The organism is Providencia sp. PROV205 (assembly GCF_028479505.1).
Classification (GTDB): domain Bacteria; phylum Pseudomonadota; class Gammaproteobacteria; order Enterobacterales; family Enterobacteriaceae; genus Providencia; species Providencia huaxiensis.
The window spans coordinates 64,166-85,478 of sequence record NZ_JAMPNU010000022.1; the positions used below are offsets into that span (position 1 = coordinate 64,166).

At 41.0% G+C, this 21,313-nt stretch carries 21 protein-coding genes; 12 read left to right on the top strand and 9 right to left on the bottom strand.

The genetic code is table 11. From position 1 onward, the window contains the following. Nucleotides 1–51 precede the first annotated feature (51 nt). Together qseB and qseC are read left to right on the top strand one after the other, a co-directional pair. Nucleotides 52–714: a quorum sensing response regulator transcription factor QseB gene (qseB, locus tag PR800_RS13985; RefSeq protein ID WP_004905970.1), complete on the top strand. Its 663-nt coding sequence runs from the start codon at nucleotides 52–54 to the stop codon at nucleotides 712–714. Then, on the top strand, nucleotides 714–2,075 hold the full coding sequence (gene qseC / locus PR800_RS13990; protein WP_166264487.1) for a quorum sensing histidine kinase QseC: 1,362 nt from the start codon (nucleotides 714–716) through the stop codon (nucleotides 2,073–2,075). The genes qseB and qseC overlap by 1 nt, the downstream gene beginning before the upstream one ends. A 204-nt stretch (nucleotides 2,076–2,279) precedes the next feature. Here qseC and PR800_RS13995 read toward each other — a convergent pair whose 3' ends face one another. Then, a complete protein-coding gene (locus tag PR800_RS13995) occupies nucleotides 2,280–2,837 on the bottom strand; it encodes a YtfJ family protein (protein ID WP_166263986.1) in 558 nt (185 codons plus the stop codon). Between the two features lie 290 nt (nucleotides 2,838–3,127). On the opposite strand from PR800_RS13995, the gene PR800_RS14000 reads away from it, so the two are divergent. After that, nucleotides 3,128–3,334 carry a DUF1107 domain-containing protein gene (locus tag PR800_RS14000; RefSeq protein WP_004905964.1) on the top strand — a complete coding sequence of 69 codons (207 nt, stop codon included), beginning with the start codon at nucleotides 3,128–3,130 and terminating at the stop codon, nucleotides 3,332–3,334. Between the two features lie 75 nt (nucleotides 3,335–3,409). Here PR800_RS14000 and PR800_RS14005 read toward each other — a convergent pair whose 3' ends face one another. Next, nucleotides 3,410–4,777 (bottom strand): hemolysin family protein, encoded by a 1,368-nt coding sequence (locus PR800_RS14005; RefSeq protein ID WP_166263988.1) that lies wholly within the window; start codon nucleotides 4,775–4,777, stop codon nucleotides 3,410–3,412. A gap of 253 nt (nucleotides 4,778–5,030) precedes the next feature. Next, nucleotides 5,031–5,672 (bottom strand): peptide-methionine (S)-S-oxide reductase MsrA, encoded by a 642-nt coding sequence (msrA, locus tag PR800_RS14010; RefSeq protein WP_195697868.1) that lies wholly within the window; start codon nucleotides 5,670–5,672, stop codon nucleotides 5,031–5,033. 133 nt (nucleotides 5,673–5,805) lie between these two features. Here msrA and tamA point away from each other — a divergent pair, with 133 nt between their 5' ends. Genes tamA through PR800_RS14025 form a run of 3 tightly spaced genes read left to right on the top strand, consistent with a single transcriptional unit; the run spans nucleotide 5,806 to nucleotide 11,672 of the window. Further along, nucleotides 5,806–7,548: an autotransporter assembly complex protein TamA gene (gene tamA, locus PR800_RS14015; protein ID WP_272531079.1), complete on the top strand. Its 1,743-nt coding sequence runs from the start codon at nucleotides 5,806–5,808 to the stop codon at nucleotides 7,546–7,548. Further along, complete coding sequence (gene tamB, locus PR800_RS14020; RefSeq protein WP_272531080.1) at nucleotides 7,545–11,321, top strand: autotransporter assembly complex protein TamB; 3,777 nt, start codon at nucleotides 7,545–7,547, stop codon at nucleotides 11,319–11,321. Before tamA ends, tamB begins: the two co-directional genes overlap by 4 nt. Before the next feature lie 3 nt (nucleotides 11,322–11,324). Continuing rightward, nucleotides 11,325–11,672 carry a gamma-glutamylcyclotransferase family protein gene (locus PR800_RS14025; RefSeq protein ID WP_102138225.1) on the top strand — a complete coding sequence of 116 codons (348 nt, stop codon included), beginning with the start codon at nucleotides 11,325–11,327 and terminating at the stop codon, nucleotides 11,670–11,672. Nucleotides 11,673–11,819: 147 nt separating this feature from the next. On the opposite strand, the gene ppa is transcribed toward PR800_RS14025, so the two are convergent. Both ppa and fbp read right to left on the bottom strand, forming a co-directional pair. Next, the gene (ppa, locus tag PR800_RS14030; RefSeq protein ID WP_102138224.1) at nucleotides 11,820–12,350 is read right to left on the bottom strand and encodes an inorganic diphosphatase; all 531 of its coding nucleotides are present in this window, start codon (nucleotides 12,348–12,350) and stop codon (nucleotides 11,820–11,822) included. Between the two features lie 187 nt (nucleotides 12,351–12,537). Continuing rightward, nucleotides 12,538–13,545, bottom strand: coding sequence for a class 1 fructose-bisphosphatase (gene fbp, locus PR800_RS14035; protein WP_102138223.1), 1,008 nt, complete (start codon nucleotides 13,543–13,545; stop codon nucleotides 12,538–12,540). Between the two features lie 163 nt (nucleotides 13,546–13,708). Here fbp and mpl point away from each other — a divergent pair, with 163 nt between their 5' ends. Continuing rightward, nucleotides 13,709–15,091, top strand: a complete 1,383-nt coding sequence (gene mpl / locus PR800_RS14040) for a UDP-N-acetylmuramate:L-alanyl-gamma-D-glutamyl-meso-diaminopimelate ligase (RefSeq protein ID WP_166263996.1) — start codon at nucleotides 13,709–13,711, stop codon at nucleotides 15,089–15,091. A 37-nt stretch (nucleotides 15,092–15,128) separates the two neighbouring features. On the opposite strand, the gene PR800_RS14045 is transcribed toward mpl, so the two are convergent. Together PR800_RS14045 and argR are read right to left on the bottom strand one after the other, a co-directional pair. Then, the gene (locus tag PR800_RS14045) at nucleotides 15,129–15,551 is read right to left on the bottom strand and encodes a DUF6122 family protein (protein ID WP_102138221.1); all 423 of its coding nucleotides are present in this window, start codon (nucleotides 15,549–15,551) and stop codon (nucleotides 15,129–15,131) included. Nucleotides 15,552–15,637: 86 nt separating this feature from the next. Beyond that, a complete protein-coding gene (gene argR / locus PR800_RS14050; RefSeq protein ID WP_004907450.1) occupies nucleotides 15,638–16,108 on the bottom strand; it encodes a transcriptional regulator ArgR in 471 nt (156 codons plus the stop codon). Nucleotides 16,109–16,601: 493 nt separating this feature from the next. On the opposite strand from argR, the gene mdh reads away from it, so the two are divergent. Next, nucleotides 16,602–17,540, top strand: coding sequence for a malate dehydrogenase (gene mdh / locus PR800_RS14055; protein WP_004905937.1), 939 nt, complete (start codon nucleotides 16,602–16,604; stop codon nucleotides 17,538–17,540). 138 nt (nucleotides 17,541–17,678) lie between these two features. Here mdh and PR800_RS14060 read toward each other — a convergent pair whose 3' ends face one another. Further along, nucleotides 17,679–17,951 (bottom strand): helix-turn-helix domain-containing protein, encoded by a 273-nt coding sequence (locus PR800_RS14060; protein WP_102138220.1) that lies wholly within the window; start codon nucleotides 17,949–17,951, stop codon nucleotides 17,679–17,681. 516 nt (nucleotides 17,952–18,467) lie between these two features. Here PR800_RS14060 and PR800_RS14065 point away from each other — a divergent pair. Both PR800_RS14065 and PR800_RS14070 read left to right on the top strand, forming a co-directional pair. Continuing rightward, complete coding sequence (locus PR800_RS14065; RefSeq protein ID WP_272531081.1) at nucleotides 18,468–18,815, top strand: DNA-binding protein; 348 nt, start codon at nucleotides 18,468–18,470, stop codon at nucleotides 18,813–18,815. A 133-nt stretch (nucleotides 18,816–18,948) separates the two neighbouring features. Continuing rightward, nucleotides 18,949–19,311: a DNA-binding protein gene (locus tag PR800_RS14070; RefSeq protein ID WP_102138218.1), complete on the top strand. Its 363-nt coding sequence runs from the start codon at nucleotides 18,949–18,951 to the stop codon at nucleotides 19,309–19,311. A 40-nt stretch (nucleotides 19,312–19,351) separates the two neighbouring features. Here the strand turns inward: PR800_RS14070 and ispB are convergent, their stop codons facing one another. Then, entirely contained in the window at nucleotides 19,352–20,323 is a 972-nt protein-coding gene (gene ispB / locus PR800_RS14075) for an octaprenyl diphosphate synthase (RefSeq protein ID WP_102138217.1), read from the bottom strand. Between the two features lie 334 nt (nucleotides 20,324–20,657). On the opposite strand from ispB, the gene rplU reads away from it, so the two are divergent. Both rplU and rpmA read left to right on the top strand, forming a co-directional pair. After that, nucleotides 20,658–20,966: a 50S ribosomal protein L21 gene (rplU, locus tag PR800_RS14080; RefSeq protein ID WP_102138216.1), complete on the top strand. Its 309-nt coding sequence runs from the start codon at nucleotides 20,658–20,660 to the stop codon at nucleotides 20,964–20,966. A 19-nt stretch (nucleotides 20,967–20,985) separates the two neighbouring features. Next, nucleotides 20,986–21,243: a 50S ribosomal protein L27 gene (rpmA, locus tag PR800_RS14085; protein WP_004905922.1), complete on the top strand. Its 258-nt coding sequence runs from the start codon at nucleotides 20,986–20,988 to the stop codon at nucleotides 21,241–21,243. Nucleotides 21,244–21,313: the final 70 nt, after the last annotated feature.

Sequence of the window (21,313 nt, forward strand, 5' to 3'; positions counted from 1 at the left end):
TATTATAGCTGATAGGATAAATATAATAATATTCTAATATGGGGGTAGATTATGCGAATTCTACTAATTGAAGATGACCGGTTAATTGGTGATGGCTTAAAAGTGGGCTTAACCCAATTAGGATTTACTATTGATTGGTTTATGGATGGTAAACAAGGACAGCTGGCTTTATTTGATGCACCTTATGATGCTGTTGTACTCGATCTTTCGTTACCTAATATTGATGGCATGGATATTTTAAAACATTGGCGCAAAGAAGGACGCGATGAGCCTGTCTTGATTTTGACGGCGCGTGATGCATTAGATCAACGTGTTCAAGGGCTTCAACAAGGGGCTGATGATTATCTGTGTAAACCTTTCGCTTTAATGGAAGTCATGGCGCGTTTGCAAGCGTTGATCCGCCGCCGAAGTGGGCAACTGTCTTCTAAACTTACACATGGTGATGTCGAAATGGATCCGGTTGCAATGACGGTGACACAGCAAGGTGAGCCTGTACAACTAAAGGGGAAAGAGTTTGCCTTACTCTCTTTATTTATGCATAACCCAAATAAAGTTTTTTCTCGTCCTTTAATTGAAGAAAAATTATATAACTGGGATGAAGAGGTTTCTAGTAACTCGGTTGAGGTACATATCCACCATTTACGACGCAAATTAGGTAATAAATTTATTCGAACTATCCATGGTGTAGGTTATCGATTAGGTGATGATAAATGATGAAGACATTTAGTCTTAGGCTGAAACTCACGTTAATGCTGCTCCTGTTAGCGTTGCTGACATGGGGGATCGCAAGTTCGCTAGCATGGTATCAAAGCTATAAAACGATTAATGAACTGTTTGATACCCAGCAAATGGCGTTTGCTAAACGGTTATCAGTTTTACCATCCGACTTTGAATTGAGCCGGCCTTCACTGACTAAAACCAAAAAATTATTACGAAAGAACCGTGGCCATCAGGATGACGATGCACTGGCATTTGCTATCTTTACACCCGATGGCAAAATGGTTTTAAACGACGGTGATAACGGTAGAGATATTGTCTATCAATTTAAACGAGAAGGTTTTACGGATGGGATGATCCAAGGAAGTGACGACCCTTGGCGTTTTGTATGGCTAAAATCTCAAGATGGTCAATACGTTATCGCGGTAGGGCAGGAGTGGGAATACCGGCAAGAAATGGCAACCGATATTATGGTGGCACAATTTATGCCTTGGTTGATTGCTTTGCCAATCATGTTATTACTATTTTTATGGCTACTGACACGCGCTTTACGCCCATTGAAGGACGTAGCAAAGCAGTTGTATCACCGAAAACCCGATGAACTAACTCCAGTGCAAGTGGCGCGTATTCCCAGTGAAGTCAGACCTATTATTGACTCCATGAATGTGTTGTTTGGTCGTATTAATAAAATGTTTGCCCGTGAACGACAATTTACCTCCGATGCGGCTCATGAACTACGTAGTCCACTTGCAGCATTAAGGGTGCAGGCGGAAGTGGTACAAATTGCGGGGAATAATGCCGATATCCGTAACCATGCAGTAGCGAATTTATCGGAAGGTATTGATAGGGCGACAAGGCTTGTTGACCAGCTACTGATGTTGTCTCGGTTAGAATCATCCACTCAACTTGATGATATTACAGTTGTATCTTGGCCTGCATTAATTGAATCGGCGATAAAAGATGTGGAACCTGAAGCGCAAGAGCAGCAAACAACCCTAATAAACACTCGAGTTGCTAGCCCCCCTGATTTTCAAGGCCAACCATTACTACTCAATGCGTTACTGAGAAATTTACTCAATAATGCTATACGTTATGGGAAAAAAGCTGGGCGAGTGGAGATTATTTTGTATGCTGATCACCTTGAAATTCAAGATGATGGTGATGGTGTGACACCTGAGGTTTTACAGCGGCTAGGTGAGCGTTTTTATCGTCCGCCGGGGCAAGAGAAGACAGGGAGTGGCTTAGGGCTCTCCATTGTTAAGCGAGTTGCGCAATTGCATCATTTGCAGGTGATTTTTACTCATGGCGCTAATGGTGGTTTTTGTGCCAAAGTCTATTGGAATGAAACTAAAACGTGATAATGAGCACATTAGTCATGATTGTTTATTAAAATAATAATCATAATTATGCATATTTAATGTAAGGGCATTTTAGCATAACTCACTATTTTGGGCTCAAGGGCGATAGGCTGAATTGTAGGTGTAGTGTGCGAAATTACGCACACTACATATACGCGCACTACATAGTAGTAAAAGTTTGATAGTAGTAAAAGTTTGCCCTTATTAGTTTAGCGATGACATTAACAAACTAATGACTTTTTGAATTTCTTGGGTATTTAATTCACCATCTTTGAAGAACAACACTTTCCCTTGATTATCCAATACGATGATTGCCGAGCTTTCTGGTTTCAAGCCCCATGCGTTCTTTACTGTCCCCTCACTATCAACAATAAATTGTGAGTAAGGAAACTCTTTTTTGCTATCTTCAACGCTATTTTTAACAAAGACACCAGTACCAAAAATTGCATCATCGGTATTAATGATTGTCGTTGTCTGATAGGTATTATGAGGGAATTTGGCTTGCTTGATAGCTTCAACTAAGGGGGCATTGAGCTCTTTTGCTGAAGAGCGGCCTGCAATGTGCTGGATAGTACGCACCTTTCCAACGAGTTGTTGGCTTTTCCACGGTTGATAATCCAACTTCCCTTCATTATTCATCACAAGCTCACCTTTATCGGTGACGGAAATAGCAGGAACAGATTGGTTTAATTGAATATTTGCTGCAGAAGCTACTGCTGATACCCCAAGCAAGCATATTAAAAGTAAATAATTTCTTATCATAAAAGCTCCTTGATTGATGATTTTGCCATGTGAGCCTAGTGGTTTGTTGGATGACTACTATTTATAGCATATCTCATCGGATGAGTTACAAGGGGTAATTTAACATTTTTTTAAAATTTAGAATAAAAGCAAAGTTTATGGGGTTTTAACAGTTAATTTACAGTGTCATGTTATGTCAGTAAATTGAATAAAACTGCAATTTTAGAACCAAAGTGAAAATTTCTGGTCTATGATTATTGAACGGTATGAGTTATTGAATATCGTAAGAACAAAGGGGAGGCAAAGTTCTAATGAAAATTTTTAACCGTTATAACCCATCGAAGATTGCTCTTTACGTCAAAACGCTATTCCGTGGCAGGCTCTATATTAAGGATTTTGGGGCATTTGAGTTTAATTATGGGAAAATTCTACCACCTAAAATCAGTGATAAGCGCCATTACAATGTGATGAGTGAGGTCAATAAACAGGTTTCATTATTGCAGGCAGAACTGGGGTAGGTTAATCAAGAAGGTTTTGGTTAACAACGCGCCACACGGGTGGCGCATTGAAAGAAACGGCTTCGCTATCAAGCACTAATGTTCAGTACCTTTTGTTTGTTGTTTTGCGTCAGCCGTTTCAATAGTATTTTTTCCGGGCTGTACAACCACTGGTGATGGCACCGTAGTAAGGCGAGTTACGAGTAGTTGGTCTATTTTGTAATTATCGATATCGACAACTTCAAATTTATAGCCCGCATATTTCACATAATCTGTGCGCTTTGGCATTCTTCTTAACCGGTACATCATAAACCCTGCGATGGTTTCATAGTTGCTAAAGTCAGGGAAATCATCAATATCCAAAATGCGCATCACATCTTCGATTGGCGTTCCGCCTTCAACTAACCAAGAATTCTCATCACGGACCACGATTTGCTCTTCTTGCCCTGGGCCAATTAAATCACCCATTAAAGTGATCATTACATCATTGATGGTAATGATACCCATGACCAATGCATATTCGTTGAGAATAACAGCAAAATCGACCGCATTTGCTTTAAAGGCTTCTAAGGTATCTGATAGTGATAGGGTGTCAGGGATCATTAGCGTATTTCTAATGTGAGCGCCTTCTTTTAAGCTTAAACTTTGCCCATTGAGTACACGGTTAAGTAATTCTTTTGAATCAACATAACCGATAACATGGTCAATATCCCCTGCACAGACCAAGAACTTAGAATGTGGCTGAGTTGAAATTTTATGTTTGATGCTTTCTTCTGACTCGTCTTTGTCAAAATAAATGATACTTTCACGCGGAGTCATCGCTGATGGCACAGTACGTGATTCTAGCTCGAAGACATTCTCAATTAATTCATGTTCTTGTTTACGTAACACACCCGCAACCGCCCCTGCTTCAACCACCGCAAAGATATCATCAGAAGTAATGTCTTCATTACGTGACGTAGGTAATTTGAATAATTTAAAAAACAGGTTCGCAAGGCCATTAAAAAACCAGACTAATGGACCCAGTATCACTAAACAGAAGCGCATCGGATTCACGATACGAATAGCAATGGCTTCAGGTTTTACCATACCGATACGTTTTGGTGTTAAATCAGCCACTAAAATAAACAAACTTGTCACAATGGTGAATGACAGGATTGATGAAACTTGTTGAGCCCAGCTAGGGGATAAAAACTGAATAAAGATATCGTACAGAGCCGGGGAGAAAGCCGATTCCCCCACAATACCTGCAAGGATAGCAACGGCATTTAAACCAATTTGAACGACGGTAAAAAACATTCCCGGCATTTCTTGTAATTTAAGCACGCGAGCCGCGTTAATGTTGCCTTCATCGGCCATGAGCTTAAGTTTAATACGGCGGGAAGCCGCCAGAGAAATTTCTGACAAAGAAAAGAATGCGCTGATTGCGCATAATAATAGAACAATTAATAAACTGTTGAGCATAAGTTATCCAGCCAATCAAAGGAAGAACCCATAAAATTCAAAAATCTCTGAAGGCATAGTCTCGCGTATTTAAATATATTGAGTATGCAAATATATGTTGCGCAATATGCGCAAATTGTTGATATGTTGCATGAGTATAGCACTGAGGTGATTTATCTGCCTAGATATTCATCGTCATTCAAGCTGCTTTAAGTCATATTGGAAAGCAACTTGAATGGTTGGGAAGATGAACTCACTGTATTAAGTTATTGATTTATTTGTTTAACGAAGGCGGTAAACAGATACCAATCCCTCCTAATCCACAATATCCATTCGGGTTTTTGTATAAGTACTGCTGGTGGTAATCTTCTGCGAAATAAAACGTGTCTAAAGGCGCTATTTCGGTCGTGATTGCACGAGAGTCATGCTGCGCTTTCATTGCATTTTGGTAAGCTTGCAGTGTTTCCATCGCTTGCTGGTCTTGCTCATCTGACACAGTATAAATGGCGGAGCGATATTGGCTTCCCATATCATTCCCTTGGCGCATGCCTTGTGCAGGGTCATGGTTTTCCCAAAATAATGTCAATAGTTGAGAGTAACTGATAATTTGTGGGTCAAAAACAACACGAACCGCTTCTGCGTGGCCAGTGCGTCCTGAGCAAACCTCTTCGTAGGTTGGGTTAGGGGTCACACCACCACAATACCCAGCAGAAGTTGAATAAACCCCAGCTTGCTGCCAAAATAGTCGTTCAACTCCCCAAAAACAGCCCATGGCAAAATAAGCAATTTCCATATTCTTAGGAATAATCTCAATCGAATGATGGTTAAGCGCATGATATGGTGAGTAAGTCATAGCAGTTGCTCTGCCGGGCAGAGGTTGTGCAATACTTGCAGAGTGAAATTTATTAAAAGGCATAATGATTCCTATATGTATTGACCACACAAATAATCTAAAAATAGGGATAAAAACTTGTGTCTATGGCGAATTTTACTCAAAATAAATTGATATGAAGTATTTAGTCAATCGAACAATCACCTTAGGAGTAGGCGTGTCGAAATACCCTCTAATTTGTTTTCTCTGCCTAACTGCGGCAGTGCCAGTGGTACACGCAGCTAATCTTCGTCTTAATATTGAAGGCCTTGAAGGACAACTTAATCAAAACGTTCGCGTACAGCTGTCTAATATATCGCAAGATGAGGTTGTGCCAAATGGTCGTTTTCGAGCCCGTGTTGAGAAAGCAATTAAAGAAGGTTTAAAGCCTTTAGGTTACTACCAACCCACGGTTGAATTTAGCTATGAAGAAAAAACCCCGCCTGCTCGTTCCGTTTTAACCGCCAAGGTTACTCCTGGAGAACCTATTTTATTAAAAGGGGTGAATGTTGAGTTACAAGGTGGAGCAAAAACGGATCCAGACTATGAAAAGATGCTCAAACAATATACGCCAAAGCTTGATACTATCCAAAATGATGGCGAATACGAAGAATTTAAAGGGCGCTTTAGCAGTTTAGCCGTTCGTAAAGGTTATTTTGATGCGATGATGGAGAAAAGCCAACTGGGTATTTCTCTTGATCACCATGCGGCTTATTGGGATTTTGATTTTAACAGTGGTGAACGCTATCGGTTTGGTGCTATTTCTTATTCAGGTTCACAAATTCGTGAAGATTACCTGAACAACCTTGCTCCTTTCAAAAAAGGGGAATACTACACATCAGAACAACTTGCTGAATTTAATCGTCGGTTAGCAGAAACAGGTTGGTTCACTTCTGTGATTGTGACGCCACGCATCGTGAGTGCTCGAAAAGAAAACTCCTATGAGTTACCGATGGAAGCGGTAATGACCCCTAGAGCCAAAAATTTTATTGAGCTCGGTGGGGGGTATGCAACAGATGTGGGCCCTCGCGTTAAAGCCACATGGAATAAGCCGTGGATCAACTCCCGTGGGCAAAGTTTAACGTCCAGTATTAGTTTGTCACAACCAGAACAATTAATTGATGCGAGCTATAAAATTCCACTAAAAGCTAACCCGCTTGAGCAATATTATGCGGTTCAAGGGGGCTTTAAACGTACAGATTTAAATGATACCCAAGCGAATACAACAACCTTGAATGTGTCTCGTAATTGGGATTATTCATCCGGTTGGCAATATGGCGTGAACATGCGTTGGATGCTGAGTAACTTTACCCAAGCCAACGTGACGAATACGACGATGTTGTTATATCCCGGGGCCTATGTGAGCCGTATTCGCCAACGCGGCGGTGTGATGCCAACATGGGGAGATAGCCAACGTTACTCTATTGATTACTCAAATAAAATTTGGGGTTCAGACATCGATTTTGCGGTGCTGCAAGCCAAAAACGTATGGATCAGAACGCCATGGGAAGGTCATCGCTTTGTTGTTCGTGGAAATATCGGTTGGATTGAAACGAACGACTTCGACAAAGTTCCACCGGACTTGCGTTTCTTTGCAGGGGGTGACGGCAGTGTGCGTGGGTATGGTTACCAAAAGATCTCGCCAGAAAATAGTAAAGGTAAGCTGACAGGGGCATCAAAATTGGCCGTAGGCTCTGTAGAATACCAATATAACTTTACAGGGAATTGGTGGGGAGCAACCTTTATTGATAGTGGTGAAGCCGTTGATAACTTTAAAAATAGTGATTTTAAAACGGGTGCGGGAGTCGGTATCCGCTGGGTCTCACCGGTTGGGCCAATAAAATTAGACTTAGCAAAACCTATCGGTGATCCAGATAACAACAAAATACAGTTTTATATCGGCTTGGGGACTGAGTTATGAGGTGGTTGAAGTGGCTAAAATGGACAAGTCTTTCCATTTTATTAATTCTTGTTTTGATTATTGCTGCACTCAGTTGGGTGATTGGAACACAGTCTGGTCTTCACTTTGCATTAAATACGGCGACACGCTTTGTTCCTGAATTAACCATTGATAAAATTGACGGTGATATTAGTAACTTAACGCTAAGTGGCGTTAAATATCAAATGCCGGGAGTTGATGTTAATGCGGGGAAATTAAATTTAGCGGTACGTCTAGGTTGTTTAACAAGCCGTGAGCTATGTGTCGACAACTTAGGCACGGAAAATGTTACTGTTACTGTCGATACCACCCAATTTCCCCCTGCTGAAGAAACGCCACCATCTGAACCTTTGACTGAACTCAAGGCGCCTTTGACTATTCGTTTGAATCAATTGGCTTTGGTTTCAACGCACGTCAATGTGGATGGTATGGATATTGATTTAGCTAAATTTACCACAGGGGTCACGTGGGAAGGGAAAGCGATCACTATTATTCCAACTGATATCATTGATTTGGCGATTAATTTACCTGAAACCAAATCAGATGCAGCCGTTGAAGAGAAACAACCAGAACCAACTCCGATAAATGACCAAAAATCATTAGCGGATGAATTAAAAACGCTATTTTCTAAGCCGTTACTCGCTGAATTACCAGAGGTTATTTTACCTGTTGATTTAAATGTTGATGGCATTAATGCTTCGAATTTTCAATTAACGGGAGCGACTGAACTTAAAATTAACCAATTACACTTGAGTCTTTCGAATGAAGGGCAACAAGTTTTAGTTAAACAGTTAAAAGTCGATGCACCGCAAGGGAATGTTGCGTTATCTGGCACAGCAACATTGCAAGATAAATGGCCAGTCTCATTGTCGGTCGTGGGTGAAAGCCGTTTAGAGGATTTAGACGGGCAAAAAATAGACCTCTCCTTAAAAGGCGGTTTGGTTGATGAGCTAAAATTGGCATTGAACTTACACGGGCCAATTAATGCGAAATTAGATGCAGAAACAGATTTGTCACAAGCAGACCTGCCTATTTTGCTGACATTAGAAAGTGATAAGCTAACGTGGCCGTTAGTGGGGGAAGCGCAATACCAACTCGATGGAACACGGTTGCGTTTAAATGGCCGGCCATCGGCTTATGACATGTCTGTACGCTCAGCTATCACTGGGCAGGATTTGCCCCCTTCGACCTTGCTATTAGATGCGAAAGGTAATGAAGAGCAAATTAATTTAACTCGTTTACGTTTAGCTGCTTTACAGGGTAATGCGGATATTACAGGTGTTGCGGACTGGAGTAAGGCGATTAGTTGGAATGCGGTATTGACCTTGTCAGGGATTAATACTGCCAAACAGTACCCTGAATGGCCTGCTAAAGTGGATGGCAAGATTGCCACTCGCGGAAGTTTATACGGTGGTAGCTGGCAGTTAGATATCCCTGAAATTATTTTGGATGGTAATGTCAAAAATAATCTCTTGAAAGCACGCGGCAAAGCCAAAGGTAACGCAGCAGGCCAATGGGATATTCCAAACTTCAATTTGGCACTGGGTAAAAATAATGTCGACGTAAAAGGCTCCCTTGCTGATAAATGGAACCTTGATGCCAAAATTAATGCCCCTGCACTCAATGGTTTGCTACCTGGCTTAGGTGGTGTGATTGTCGGTGATGTGAAATTACGGGGTAATTTAGAGACGCCAGAAGCGCTTGTTGACCTCACCGCACGCGGTGTGAAGTGGCAGGACGACCTTGCTATAGAGAATGTTGTTATCAAAGGAAATGTGGCAACAGGCGAGCAAATTAAAGGGGATCTATCCGTTGTTCTGCGTCAATTAAAACAAGGCGACCTTGTCGTCAGTAACCTAACTTTAGATGCGAAAGGCAGTGAAAAACAGCATACGTTAAAATTGAATATGAAAGGTGAGCCGGTTTCTGGTCAATTAGCATTAGCAGGCAGTTTTGACCGGCAGACTGAAGTGTGGAAAGGGAATTTATCTAACACCTTATTTGATACGGTGGTGGGTGAATGGCGCTTAAACCAAGCAATGTCACTCGATTATGCCAACCAAACCCAAGAAGTGACCATTGGACGGCATTGTTGGGTTAACCCGAACGCCCGTTTGTGTGTACCAAAACCGATTAAAGCGGGTAAAAGTGGTAGCGCAGATATCGTATTAGAACGTTTTGATCTCGCCATGATCAAACCCTTTATGCCACAAGATACTCGAGTCAGTGGCGTATTTACGGGTAAAGCCAATGCTATTTGGCAAGCGGATGGCAGCATGCCACAAGTGAAGCTGGACTTGCGAGGAAATGATGTCAAAGCAGTTCAGTTTGTGGATGGAACCCGTTTACCGATTGCTTTTGATACCTTAACGTTAAGTGCTGGGTTGAAAAATGGTAAGGCAGATCTTAGCTGGTTATTTGGGTTAGCTAATAACGGACAGATGCGCGGTAACATCCAAGTGTCTGATATTGAAAAACGTCGCTTGTTGTCGGGTAATGTTGAAATTAATTCGGTGACATTAGATTTAATCAAGCCGTTACTGGGCCAGAAGGAAGTGGCGAATGGCCGTTTAAGTGGAAATCTACGTTTAGGCGGGTCAGCCAATAACCCATTATTAAATGGGAATTTAGCGCTTTCGAGTTTAGAAGTGAAATCTGCAATGATCCCGTTTGATATCAAAAGTGGTCATTTAGGTGTTAATTTCAACGGCACGAGCTCAGTAATGAATGGCCAGATAAACACGCCAGAGGGCTATCTGAACATTGATGGTGATGCAGACTGGCGCAATATTGATGCATGGCGTGCAAAAGTCATGGCGCGAGGTAATAACCTTCGTGTTTCTTTACCGCCGATGATCCAAATTGATGTTCAACCAGATATTGTTTTTGATGCGTCGCCTTCGGTATTAACGTTAAAGGGGACGGTCAATATCCCGTGGGCACGGATCACGGTCCAAGAACTCCCTGAGTCAGCGGTAAGCCCATCTTCGGATGTGGTGATGTTAGATAGCAATTTACAGCCAATTGAGGAAAAAGCGCCATCCATTCCTATTCAGACCAATTTGGATATTAAAATTGGCAACGATGTGCAATTAGACGCATTTGGCTTAAAAGCACGTCTGACCGGTTTATTGAAAGTAGTTCAGAATATCCATGGCTTACACATTAATGGCCAAGTGGATATTCCAGCAGGTCGTTTCCGTGCTTATGGGCAAGATTTGATTGTACGTAAAGGCCAAATTCAGTTCTCAGGCCCTGCAGACCAACCATTCTTAAACTTAGAAGCGATACGTAACCCAGACAACACAGCGGATAACGTGATTGCAGGGGTGAAGGTCACAGGCCTTGCGGATAAACCGAAAGTAGAAATATTCTCTGAACCTGCGAAAACACAACAAGAAGCGCTTTCTTACTTATTAAGAGGAGAGGGCTTAGATAGTGGGGACGCAAATGGTTCACAAATGACATCTATGTTAATCGGCTTAGGTGTAGCACAAAGTGGGCAACTCGTGGGTAAAATTGGTGAGACATTTGGAGTCTCTGATTTAGCCGTCGATACCCAAGGTGTGGGGGATGGTTCTCAAGTCGTTGTAAGTGGTAAGATCACTAATGATTTACAAGTGAAGTATGGAGTTGGTATCTTTGACTCATTGGCGACGTTAACCTTACGTTATCGGTTGATGCCAAAACTGTATTTAGAAGCTGTGTCTGGTGTTAATCAGGCATTGGATCTCCTTTACCAATTTGAGTTTTAGATTATGCGTGTAATTGTTTATGGTAGCTTAAGACAAAAGCAAGGAAATCATCATTGGATGACTTATGCTCAGCTACTCGGTGAGCATAAGCTAGAAGGCTATGAACTGTATGATCTTGGATATTATCCAGCGGTTGTCAAAGGGGATGGGGTGATAGAGTGCGAAGTTTATCGAATCAACCCGTCCATTTTGACTGAATTAGATGAGCTAAAGAAAAATTCTCAAGACTATGTACGAGAGCTTATCCCAACGCCGTATGGCAACGCTTGGATTTATCTGTATAAACATTCGGTTGATGGCCTACGTCAAATAAAAAGTGGCGACTGGCTGAAACGTGATGAAGAAGTATAACGATTTAATAGTCGCTATCGAGTTGTAAAAATATAAAACGCCAGCAATGATAGCTGGCGTTTTTACTTTATGGCCTAATCAACATGTTAGAGCCCATAAAAAAGCGCTGATATTAACCAGCGCTTTCATTATGCCCTTAAAGGGATATTATTTTTTGGCAGCGCGTTCGAAAGATTCGATGATCTCTGCTTTTGCAGATGCTGCATCTTCCCATCCATCAACTTTAACCCATTTACCTTTTTCTAAATCTTTGTAATGTTCAAAGAAATGAGTAATTTGAGCACGCAGTAATTCTGGCAGGTCGTTCACATCTTTGATGTGATCGTATTCTTTGCTTAATTTTGTGTGCGGAACAGCAACTAATTTTGCATCTTCACCAGACTCGTCAGTCATTTTCAGGACGCCAACAGGGCGGCAACGGATGACTGAGCCTGGTTGTAATGGGTATGGAGTTGGAACTAATACGTCAACTGGGTCGCCATCTAAAGACAGGGTGTTGTTGATGTAACCATAGTTGCATGGATAGAACATTGCTGTTGACATGAAACGGTCTACAAACAGCGCACCAGAGTCTTTATCAACTTCATATTTGATAGGATCTGCGTTCGCTGGGATTTCGATGATAACATAGATATCTTCTGGCAGATCTTTACCTGCCGGTACATTGTTCAGGCCCATTTAAATGTATCCTTTGTGTGAATAATGAATTTACTCATTTTAATTTGTTGCCGCTTTTAGGCAAATCAAATAATAGAGTAGATAGCGTGGGGGACATTATAGCCGTAAAAGGGGGCAAAACTCACTAGTTGGTGAAAAAAAGGAACAAAAAAGGCGGGAAACCCCGCCTTATAATTAATAAATTGTGTTATTCCGAGTCAGGGAATTCACGCATAAATGATTCGGCTTTCTCTACCATCGACTCCGTTCCGACAAAAAACGGTGCACGTTGGTGTAATTCGCTAGGAATAATATCTAAGATACGATTAGCCCCATCGCTAGCTTTACCACCGGCTTGTTCTGCTAAAAATGCAATTGGGTTGCATTCGTACAGAAGGCGCAATTTTCCATTTGGATGGCTTGCTGTACTCGGGTAAATATAAATTCCCCCTTTGAGCAAGTTACGATGGAAATCTGCAACCAAAGAACCGATATAACGAGTGGTATACGGGCGATTTGTTGCTTTATCTTCTTCTTGGCAATATTTAATGTACTTTTTAACGCCCATCGGGAACCTAATATAGTTTCCTTCGTTGATGGAGTACATTTTCCCTTCTGATGGGAACATCACTTTTTCATGAGATAAGCAGAAAACGCCCAATGATGGGTCGTAAGTAAACGCGTGTACACCAACACCCGTGGTGTAAACTAACATCGTTGATGAACCATAAACCACGTAGCCCGCAGCCACTTGGCGGTTACCAGGTTGCAGGAAATCAGCTTCTGTAACCGGTTGGCCAATTGGCGTGATACGATGATAGATTGAGAAAATTGTTCCAACGGAAACGTTTACATCGATGTTCGAAGAACCATCAAGTGGGTCCATTAAAACAACATATTTTGCGTTTTCTGCACGGTCTCCTTCGAAAATGACAATTTCGTCTTCTTCTTCAGAGGCGATACCGGCGACTTCTCCGCGTGCTTTTAAAGCCGCTTTCAGTTTTTCGTTAGCATACAGGTCAAGCTTCATCTGAACTTCACCTTGAATATTCGAAACACCGTTAGTGCCAAGAATATCGACAAGTCCAGCTTTATTAATATCACGATGGATAATTTTAGCGCCCAGTTTGATAGCTGATAATAAAGAAGTCAGCTCACCTGTTGCATGAGGAAAATCTTGTTGCTTTTCGACGATGAATTCGCCTAATGTTTTCATGACGAAGGTCCTGAATAAAATTGACAGAGGTTTTGCGGGGCATTTACCCTCGCGCGGGGAGAGTTTAACTAAATAAAAAAAAGATTAATAGGTTAATGCATTTATAAACCTGTTTTTGATGGGTAGAATAGTGACCAACCTCATGCTAATTGGATGAAAAAGAATGCACATACATATTTTAGGTATATGCGGTACCTTTATGGGAAGCTTAGCAATATTGGCTCGTTCTTTAGGGCATAAAGTGACGGGTTCGGATGACAATGTGTATCCACCGATGAGCACATTACTTGAAAATCAAGGGATTGAACTCATTCAGGGGTTTGATCCGGCTCAGCTTGACCCAATACCGGATATGGTAGTGATCGGTAATGCAATGACGCGCGGTAACCCTTGTGTCGAAGCTGTGTTAGAAAGAGGTTTGCCGTATACATCTGGCCCACAGTGGCTTCATGACCATGTGTTACCCGAACGTTGGGTACTGGCCGTGGCGGGAACCCATGGTAAAACGACTACCGCGGGGATGCTTGCGTGGATCTTAGAAGAGTGTGGTTACAAGCCCGGTTTTCTTATCGGTGGTGTTCCGGGTAACTTTGATGTCTCCGCTAAGATTGGCGAAAGTCCGTTTTTTGTTATCGAGGCGGATGAATATGACTGTGCATTTTTCGATAAACGTTCTAAATTTGTTCATTACAGCCCGAAAACCTTGGTATTGAACAACCTTGAATTCGACCATGCGGATATCTTTGAAAACCTCGAAGCGATTCAAAAACAGTTCCATCACCTTGTACGCATTGTGCCAGCGAGTGGCAAAATTTTCACACCAGACAACGATAATCATTTAAAACAAGTGATTGGAATGGGCTGCTGGAGTGAACAAGAGCTGGTGGGTGGGGAGCATGGTGGATGGCAAGCAGAGAAGCTAAGCCACGATGGCAGCCACTTTGCCGTGTACTACCAACAAGAAAAAGTGGGTGAAGTCACTTGGTCACAAGTGGGTAACCACAATATCCAAAATGCATTGATGGCGATTGCTGCGGCTCACCATGTAGGAGTCCCAGTAAAAGAAGCTTGCCTTGCCTTGAATGGCTTTATCAATGCACGCCGTCGCCTTGAGTTACGTGGTGTTGAAAATGGCGTTAGTGTTTACGATGACTTCGCACATCACCCAACGGCTATTTTGGCAACGTTAGAAGCACTTCGCAGCAAAGTTGGCGGAACTTCACGTATTCTTGCAGTGCTCGAGCCTCGTTCGAATACCATGAAAATGGGAGTCAATAAAAATGATATTGCGCCTGCGCTAGGCCGTGCAGATGAAGTGTTTCTGTTCCAACCGGCCAATATCCCTTGGATGGTGACGGATATTGCTGAAAAATGTGTTCAACCCGCCCGTTGGAGTGCAGATATTGAGGCATTCACCAATATGATTATTGAAACCGCACAACCGGGTGACCATATTTTGGTGATGAGCAATGGTGGCTTTAGCGGCATTCATGGCAAATTGCTCGCAGCTTTGAAGGCGAAAGCAGAAACAGAGCAAGATGATTAGATTCTCTTAGCTAGCTATTTGATAACCCCAGTGATCCTTATGATTGCTGGGTTTTTTTTATGTTTGGCATACTCAATGGGCACTGTTCTATGACGAGACTTAATGTTATTGGGCTATTCATCTCTTTTTTTAAACTTCCCATATAGCAATCTAGCGAATCTGTGAAAAGGTGGAACAAGCAGCCAACCGCAATCGCTTTGAGTTTCCATGATGGCATGAATAGTAACACCACATAAACAACCGCAGCCCAAAAGGAATGAAGTGGGTGGAACCCAATACCACAGCGTTCTGGGTCAAAAATAGGGTCAGCTAGCAGATGATCTAAATCGATAGCCATCGTGGCTATCATGATCAGGGCAGCGAGTTTCCAATTTTTTCGCCAAAATAGGTAACCAAAGGCAATTGGCATCAGAAAGTGAAAGCCGTAGTGTATGAAGTTGCGGAAAATATCAAATAACAAAATGATGTCTCAAAATCGAATAGAAACAGACAAAAACAATAAGAGGGAAATCGAATTTCCCTCTTATTCTAATGTATATCAATAGATTAAAGCTCTTGTTCAAATAACGCTAAAATCGCTTCATACAACTCTTTTGTGGTGAAATTGTTGGCTGGCGTTGAGAAGATAGTATCATCACCAGCAATACTACCTAAAATTCCTTCTGCTTTACCTAATGAATCTAATAAACGTGCAATAAGCTGTGCAGCACCTGGACTCGTTCTGATCACGACAACAGAAGGGTTGTAGTCTATATCCAAAACTAAGTTTTTGAGTGGGCTGGTGGCGGTAGGGACACCAGGCTCTGTCGGTAGGCAATATACCATTTCCATTTTTGCATTACGGGTGCGAACAGCACCAAATTTGGTTAGCATTCTGGAAATTTTTGATTGGTTAATATTTTCGAAGCCTTCTTCTTGCAAAGCCGTGACAATTTCAGCTTGCGAGCTAAATTTTTCTTCTTTAAGTAGGGCTTTAAAAGCCTTAACCAAGTCTTCTTGTTTAGACGGAGTGCGCATAATCAACCCATTCTTTTGCATTGAATTAAGCTGTATTATCCGTAAAAGTGCATTTTTATGCAACAAAATTGCGTTATGATGAGTTTATAACCAGCGAATAACTTAAAGTTAAGCAATTTCGTTTTAGGCTGGTAGTTAGAAGTATTAATTTATCGTAAATTGTGAAAATGAAAAATTAGCATAATAGAGCAATGAATTTTTCAGATATTCGTTGTAAATTTATTGTTAATAAAAATATTTTTGATTGAAAAATATACACAGAAAACAACTTATTGTGCGAAATGCAATACCCAGAAAAACTATTTGTTAAAAAAGTGCCCGTTATCTCATTAACAGATAAGGAATTTGTTTAGAATACTGGCAATTAATAAACAAGTTCTCTTGCGTTAAACTCTCTCTCTATCTGTTAACAAATTGTTTTTTATACGTAATGTGTTAAGTGTATAACAAATAAAGTGATATCTTTTTAAAGTACAAATTAAGGAGTTTCAGAATGAAAGTTGCAGTCCTAGGTGCAGCAGGTGGTATCGGTCAGGCTCTCGCCCTTCTTCTCAAAAACCAGCTCCCAGCAGGTTCAGAACTCTCCCTCTACGACATCGCACCAGTCACTCCAGGTGTTGCTGCTGACTTAAGCCATATCCCTACTGATGTTAAAGTGACAGGCTTTGCTGGCGAAGATGCAAAACCTGCATTAAAAGGTGCTGACATTGTCCTTATTTCTGCGGGTGTTGCACGTAAACCAGGTATGGACCGTTCTGACTTATTTAACATCAATGCGGGTATCGTCCGTAATCTGATCCAACAAATTGCTGAAACTTGCCCTAAAGCATTGATTGGTATCATCACTAACCCAGTGAATACCACTGTTGCTATCGCTGCTGAAGTCCTGAAAAAAGCAGGCGTTTACGATAAAAACCGTTTATTCGGTGTGACGACATTAGATATCATCCGTTCTAATACATTTGTTGCTGAACTAAAAGGCAAAAATGTTAATGACCTCGAAGTGCCTGTGATTGGTGGCCACTCTGGTGTGACTATCCTGCCACTGTTATCTCAAATTGAAGGTGTTAGCTTCACTGACGAAGAAGTCGCAGCGTTAACTAAGCGTATTCAAAATGCAGGTACAGAAGTCGTTGAAGCGAAAGCGGGTGGCGGGTCTGCAACTTTATCTATGGGCCAAGCAGCTGCACGTTTAGGTTTATCTTTAATTCGTGGTTTGCAAGGTGAAAGCAATGTGGTTGAATGTGTTTACACCGAAGGTGATGGTGAACATGCTCGCTTCTTTGCACAACCCGTTGTTTTAGGCAAAAACGGTATCGAAAAACATTTACCAATCGGTAAATTAAGTGCATTTGAAGAGAAAGCACTGAAAGACATGCTAGATGTATTAAAAGCAGATATCGAATTAGGTGAAAAATTTATTAATGGCTAATGCCAGTTAACACTTTTCCTAATTGTAAAGGGTTGAGTTTCGTTTAGAGCTCAACCTTTTTTATTGGGTTGCCATCAAAAGATAAGGCCGTGAATATATTGATTATTCACGGCCTTATATCTATATCCCATACAATTTTTAATCTTCCACTGGTGCCTTTTCTCTGACTTTTCTTTCTAATAAATCCCCTGTAATTGGGTCGTAATAACGACTTGGCCAAATTTCAGCTGGGTGAATGGCTAAGAAATTTGCAATGATCCATTCCCCTTTAGGCCAAGGGCGTGATAGCGCATTTGCTAACGTTGAAGAGCTTAGCCCTGCCTCGCGTGAAATTGCGGCAAGGGTTGTCCCACGTTTACGTAAAGCAGCAATGATATCTGCAGGGTGCCAGTCCGATTTCCGTAAAATCATTTTTTAGTCCTTTTTTCACTTAGAATCATGTAGAGTTAGTGGTACGAGTAACAGAAAATTATGGTACAGTCAGTACATCCGTTTAGTTATTGGAAATAAAATAACAGAAATTTCCCAAAATAATTTCTGATTTTTTCTTAAAAATTCATTTTATGAAACTGTCGTGGTTTTTATGAAATTAAATAGAAAGTCAGAATGAAGAACTGTGAATTAGGATAAAGCTTTGTTATTAAAACTAACTCTTTCTAGTTAGGGAGAGGAATGACATATTTAATGCTACTTTTTACTTGTACTCATAATATATCTAGATTAGTTAATAAAATTAGTTAAATTATTAGCGAGTAAATTATTTAATTGTCTGTTATTAAAAGAAATTAGAATTCTAATAACAAATATGATTTGTATATTATTATTTATAGGTATAAATAAAACGAATAGATTAATGAAGTTTTGAGAAAATAGAGATAGTTTTCAACAACTGGAAATCGAATTGTCATCATGACTAGGAGGGTCAGCATGTACAAGGAATGGCTAACGGCAAAAGAGTTGGTTGGGTTACAAGGGTTTCCCATGACAACTCAAGGCATTAATGCCATGGCAAGGCGTGAAAACTGGGTAAGTCGCAAAAGACGAGGTATTCAAGGCAAAGCCTTGGAATACCATATAAGTTCTTTACCTATCGATATTTTTGAAAGCCAGTTTGCTAACGAAACTTCACCACTTTATCAAGTAAAACGAAATGATAATGCCTTTATTTGGCAGGAAGCTTATAAGCAGCTTTCCAATGATGAACGAGACATTATCCTGACATTTATTATGCGCGAAGGGGCACTAGCGCTAATTAATTTAATTAATAATAAGTAATTTACAATTACTTAAGATGTAAATAATTAATATATAAAAATAATATTATATTGAATTAAAAAAAATTTTTTAACAGATGACATTTTAGTAAAGCTGCAAAAGCAGGTTTCATAATACAAGTGTGAAGTGAAAAATGAAAAAATTGTGGTTCACTGCCAAAGAATTAGCTGGGTTAGAAGGACTCCCGACATCTCCTCAGGGAATTAACCTAATGGCAAGACGAGAAGGCTGGAAAAACCGCCGTAAAAGAGGGGTACAGGGTAAAGCTGTTGAGTATTATTTTGAAAGCTTACCGGGGGAAATCCAAGGGCAACTTAGCCTGCATGAGCCTTCGGTAACTTACCAAAGCCAAAGAACAGATGCATTGCAAATTTGGTCGGAAGCGTATTACCAACTGACAGAGTCTGAGCGCAATAAAATAGTGAAATATATCCTGCGTTACGGTTTGTCGTCACTGCTTGCTCAAATCGATGAAGAAGACAAAGGGGAAAAATAACGTTTCCCCTTTTCTTGATCTGCTTTGTCTTTTCTAGTGACTAAGAGTGGCGTTGAATTGCGATATAAGCTAAGCCGATCAATGCATCTTTATAAATTGAATCTTCAATTACATTCAAGGCATCAATCGCTTTTTGTGCTTCTTCTTGGGCTCTTGCATAGGTATATTCAAGGGAACCACAGCGTTTCATGGTTGCCAGAACCGTATCTAACAGATGGCGCCCATTGCCTTGCTCAATCGCTTGGCGGATCAACGCGGATTCTTCTTCATTACCATTTTGCATTGCGTGAAGTAGGGGAAGTGTAGGTTTACCTTCATCTAAATCATCACCCGTATTTTTTCCTAATTGAGCGTTGTCTGCATCATAATCGAGAAGATCGTCAATTAACTGAAAAGCTGTACCAATATAGCGACCATAATCTTGTAGCGCTTTTTCTTGTGCCGGTGTTGCATTAGCTAAAATAGCAGATGCGTGAGCGGCCGCTTCAAAAAGACGTGCGGTTTTACTGTAGATCACTTGCATGTAGTTTTCTTCAGTAATATTGGGATCATTGCAGTTCATCAGCTGTAAAACTTCCCCTTCAGCGATCACATTCGTCGCTTCAGACATCAGTTTTAGCACCCGCATTGAATCGAGATCCGTCATCATCTGGAATGATCGAGTGTAAATAAAATCACCCACGAGGACACTCGCTGCATTACCAAAAACAGCATTTGCAGTTTGTTTTCCACGACGCATATCGGACTCATCAACGACGTCATCATGTAGCAGCGTTGCGGTATGAATGAACTCGATCAACGCTGCAACTTGGGTATGTTTATGACCCGAGTAGCCTAAAGATCGACCTGCAAGCACTGCGATCATCGGCCGGATCCTTTTACCGCCACCACTGACGATGTAATAACCAAGCTGGTTAATTAGTGCAACATCTGAATTCAATTGACTGAGGATGGCTTCGTTTACCGCTGACATATCCTCAGTTGTCAGTTCAATAATAGATTCTAAATTCATTGTAATTTATTCATATTATTAGTTTTTGGTTCATTCCCGAAATAAAAAAATGGGAGACCGATAGAACAGTTATCTTTCTAGCATAACATTATTAATTATAAGATTATCAGGTGTGATGCAAAAAATGTTTAAATAAGTAACAATTGAGTGAATAGGCGCTAAATCAATGCTCAAAAACGGTTATTGAGAAAAAAGTCGTATTTTTTGTCATCTAACCGCATTATTGGCTTGTGTTCTGATGCTTTTTTGCGTAGAATTCGCGCCCTATTGTGAATATTTTATAGCGTACTCTGGAATTGAAATATTTAACGGGTGCGCGGAAAGCGGAGTTAATATGTACGCGGTTTTCCAAAGTGGTGGTAAACAACACCGAGTTAGCGAAGGTCAAACTGTCCGCCTAGAAAAGCTGGACATCGCAACAGGTGAAACTGTTGAATTTGATCAAGTTCTGATGGTTGCTAATGGCGATGAGATCCAAATCGGTGCTCCTATCGTTGAAGGCGTTAAAGTGAAAGCGGAAGTGGTTGCACACGGTCGTGGCGAAAAAGTTAAAATCGTCAAGTTCCGTCGTCGTAAACATAGCCGTAAACAACAGGGTCATCGTCAGTGGTTCACTGATGTTAAGATCACTGTCATCGCTTAAGATTTAGGAGAGCAGATTAATGGCACACAAAAAGGCTGGTGGTTCGACTCGTAACGGTCGTGACTCAGAAGCAAAACGTTTAGGTGTTAAACGTTTTGGTGGTGAAGCTGTATTAGCAGGTAGCATCATCGTTCGTCAACGTGGTACTAAGTTCCACGCAGGTAACAACGTAGGTTGTGGCCGTGACCACACTCTGTTCGCATTAGCGGACGGTAAAGTTAAATTTGAAGTTAAAGGTCCAAACAATCGTAAATTTATCAGCATCGAAGCTGAATAAGTTTTCTGACCTTTAATTCAGAATTAAAGCCCTGCAAAAACCTTTTGCGGGGCTTTTTATATTCAGATAT

What these genes read in the sequence shown, in the direction of transcription:
- qseB (WP_004905970.1), top strand. Translation starts at nt 52, where the DNA reads ATGCGAATTCTACTAATTGAAGATGACCGGTTAATTGGTGATGGCTTA.
- qseC (WP_166264487.1), top strand. Translation starts at nt 714, where the DNA reads ATGAAGACATTTAGTCTTAGGCTGAAACTCACGTTAATGCTGCTCCTG.
- PR800_RS13995 (WP_166263986.1), bottom strand. Translation starts at nt 2,837, where the DNA reads ATGATAAGAAATTATTTACTTTTAATATGCTTGCTTGGGGTATCAGCA.
- PR800_RS14000 (WP_004905964.1), top strand. Translation starts at nt 3,128, where the DNA reads ATGAAAATTTTTAACCGTTATAACCCATCGAAGATTGCTCTTTACGTC.
- PR800_RS14005 (WP_166263988.1), bottom strand. Translation starts at nt 4,777, where the DNA reads ATGCTCAACAGTTTATTAATTGTTCTATTATTATGCGCAATCAGCGCA.
- msrA (WP_195697868.1), bottom strand. Translation starts at nt 5,672, where the DNA reads ATGCCTTTTAATAAATTTCACTCTGCAAGTATTGCACAACCTCTGCCC.
- tamB (WP_272531080.1), top strand. Translation starts at nt 7,545, where the DNA reads ATGAGGTGGTTGAAGTGGCTAAAATGGACAAGTCTTTCCATTTTATTA.
- PR800_RS14025 (WP_102138225.1), top strand. Translation starts at nt 11,325, where the DNA reads ATGCGTGTAATTGTTTATGGTAGCTTAAGACAAAAGCAAGGAAATCAT.
- ppa (WP_102138224.1), bottom strand. Translation starts at nt 12,350, where the DNA reads ATGGGCCTGAACAATGTACCGGCAGGTAAAGATCTGCCAGAAGATATC.
- fbp (WP_102138223.1), bottom strand. Translation starts at nt 13,545, where the DNA reads ATGAAAACATTAGGCGAATTCATCGTCGAAAAGCAACAAGATTTTCCT.
- mpl (WP_166263996.1), top strand. Translation starts at nt 13,709, where the DNA reads ATGCACATACATATTTTAGGTATATGCGGTACCTTTATGGGAAGCTTA.
- argR (WP_004907450.1), bottom strand. Translation starts at nt 16,108, where the DNA reads ATGCGCACTCCGTCTAAACAAGAAGACTTGGTTAAGGCTTTTAAAGCC.
- mdh (WP_004905937.1), top strand. Translation starts at nt 16,602, where the DNA reads ATGAAAGTTGCAGTCCTAGGTGCAGCAGGTGGTATCGGTCAGGCTCTC.
- PR800_RS14060 (WP_102138220.1), bottom strand. Translation starts at nt 17,951, where the DNA reads ATGATTTTACGGAAATCGGACTGGCACCCTGCAGATATCATTGCTGCT.
- PR800_RS14065 (WP_272531081.1), top strand. Translation starts at nt 18,468, where the DNA reads ATGTACAAGGAATGGCTAACGGCAAAAGAGTTGGTTGGGTTACAAGGG.
- PR800_RS14070 (WP_102138218.1), top strand. Translation starts at nt 18,949, where the DNA reads ATGAAAAAATTGTGGTTCACTGCCAAAGAATTAGCTGGGTTAGAAGGA.
- ispB (WP_102138217.1), bottom strand. Translation starts at nt 20,323, where the DNA reads ATGAATTTAGAATCTATTATTGAACTGACAACTGAGGATATGTCAGCG.
- rplU (WP_102138216.1), top strand. Translation starts at nt 20,658, where the DNA reads ATGTACGCGGTTTTCCAAAGTGGTGGTAAACAACACCGAGTTAGCGAA.
- rpmA (WP_004905922.1), top strand. Translation starts at nt 20,986, where the DNA reads ATGGCACACAAAAAGGCTGGTGGTTCGACTCGTAACGGTCGTGACTCA.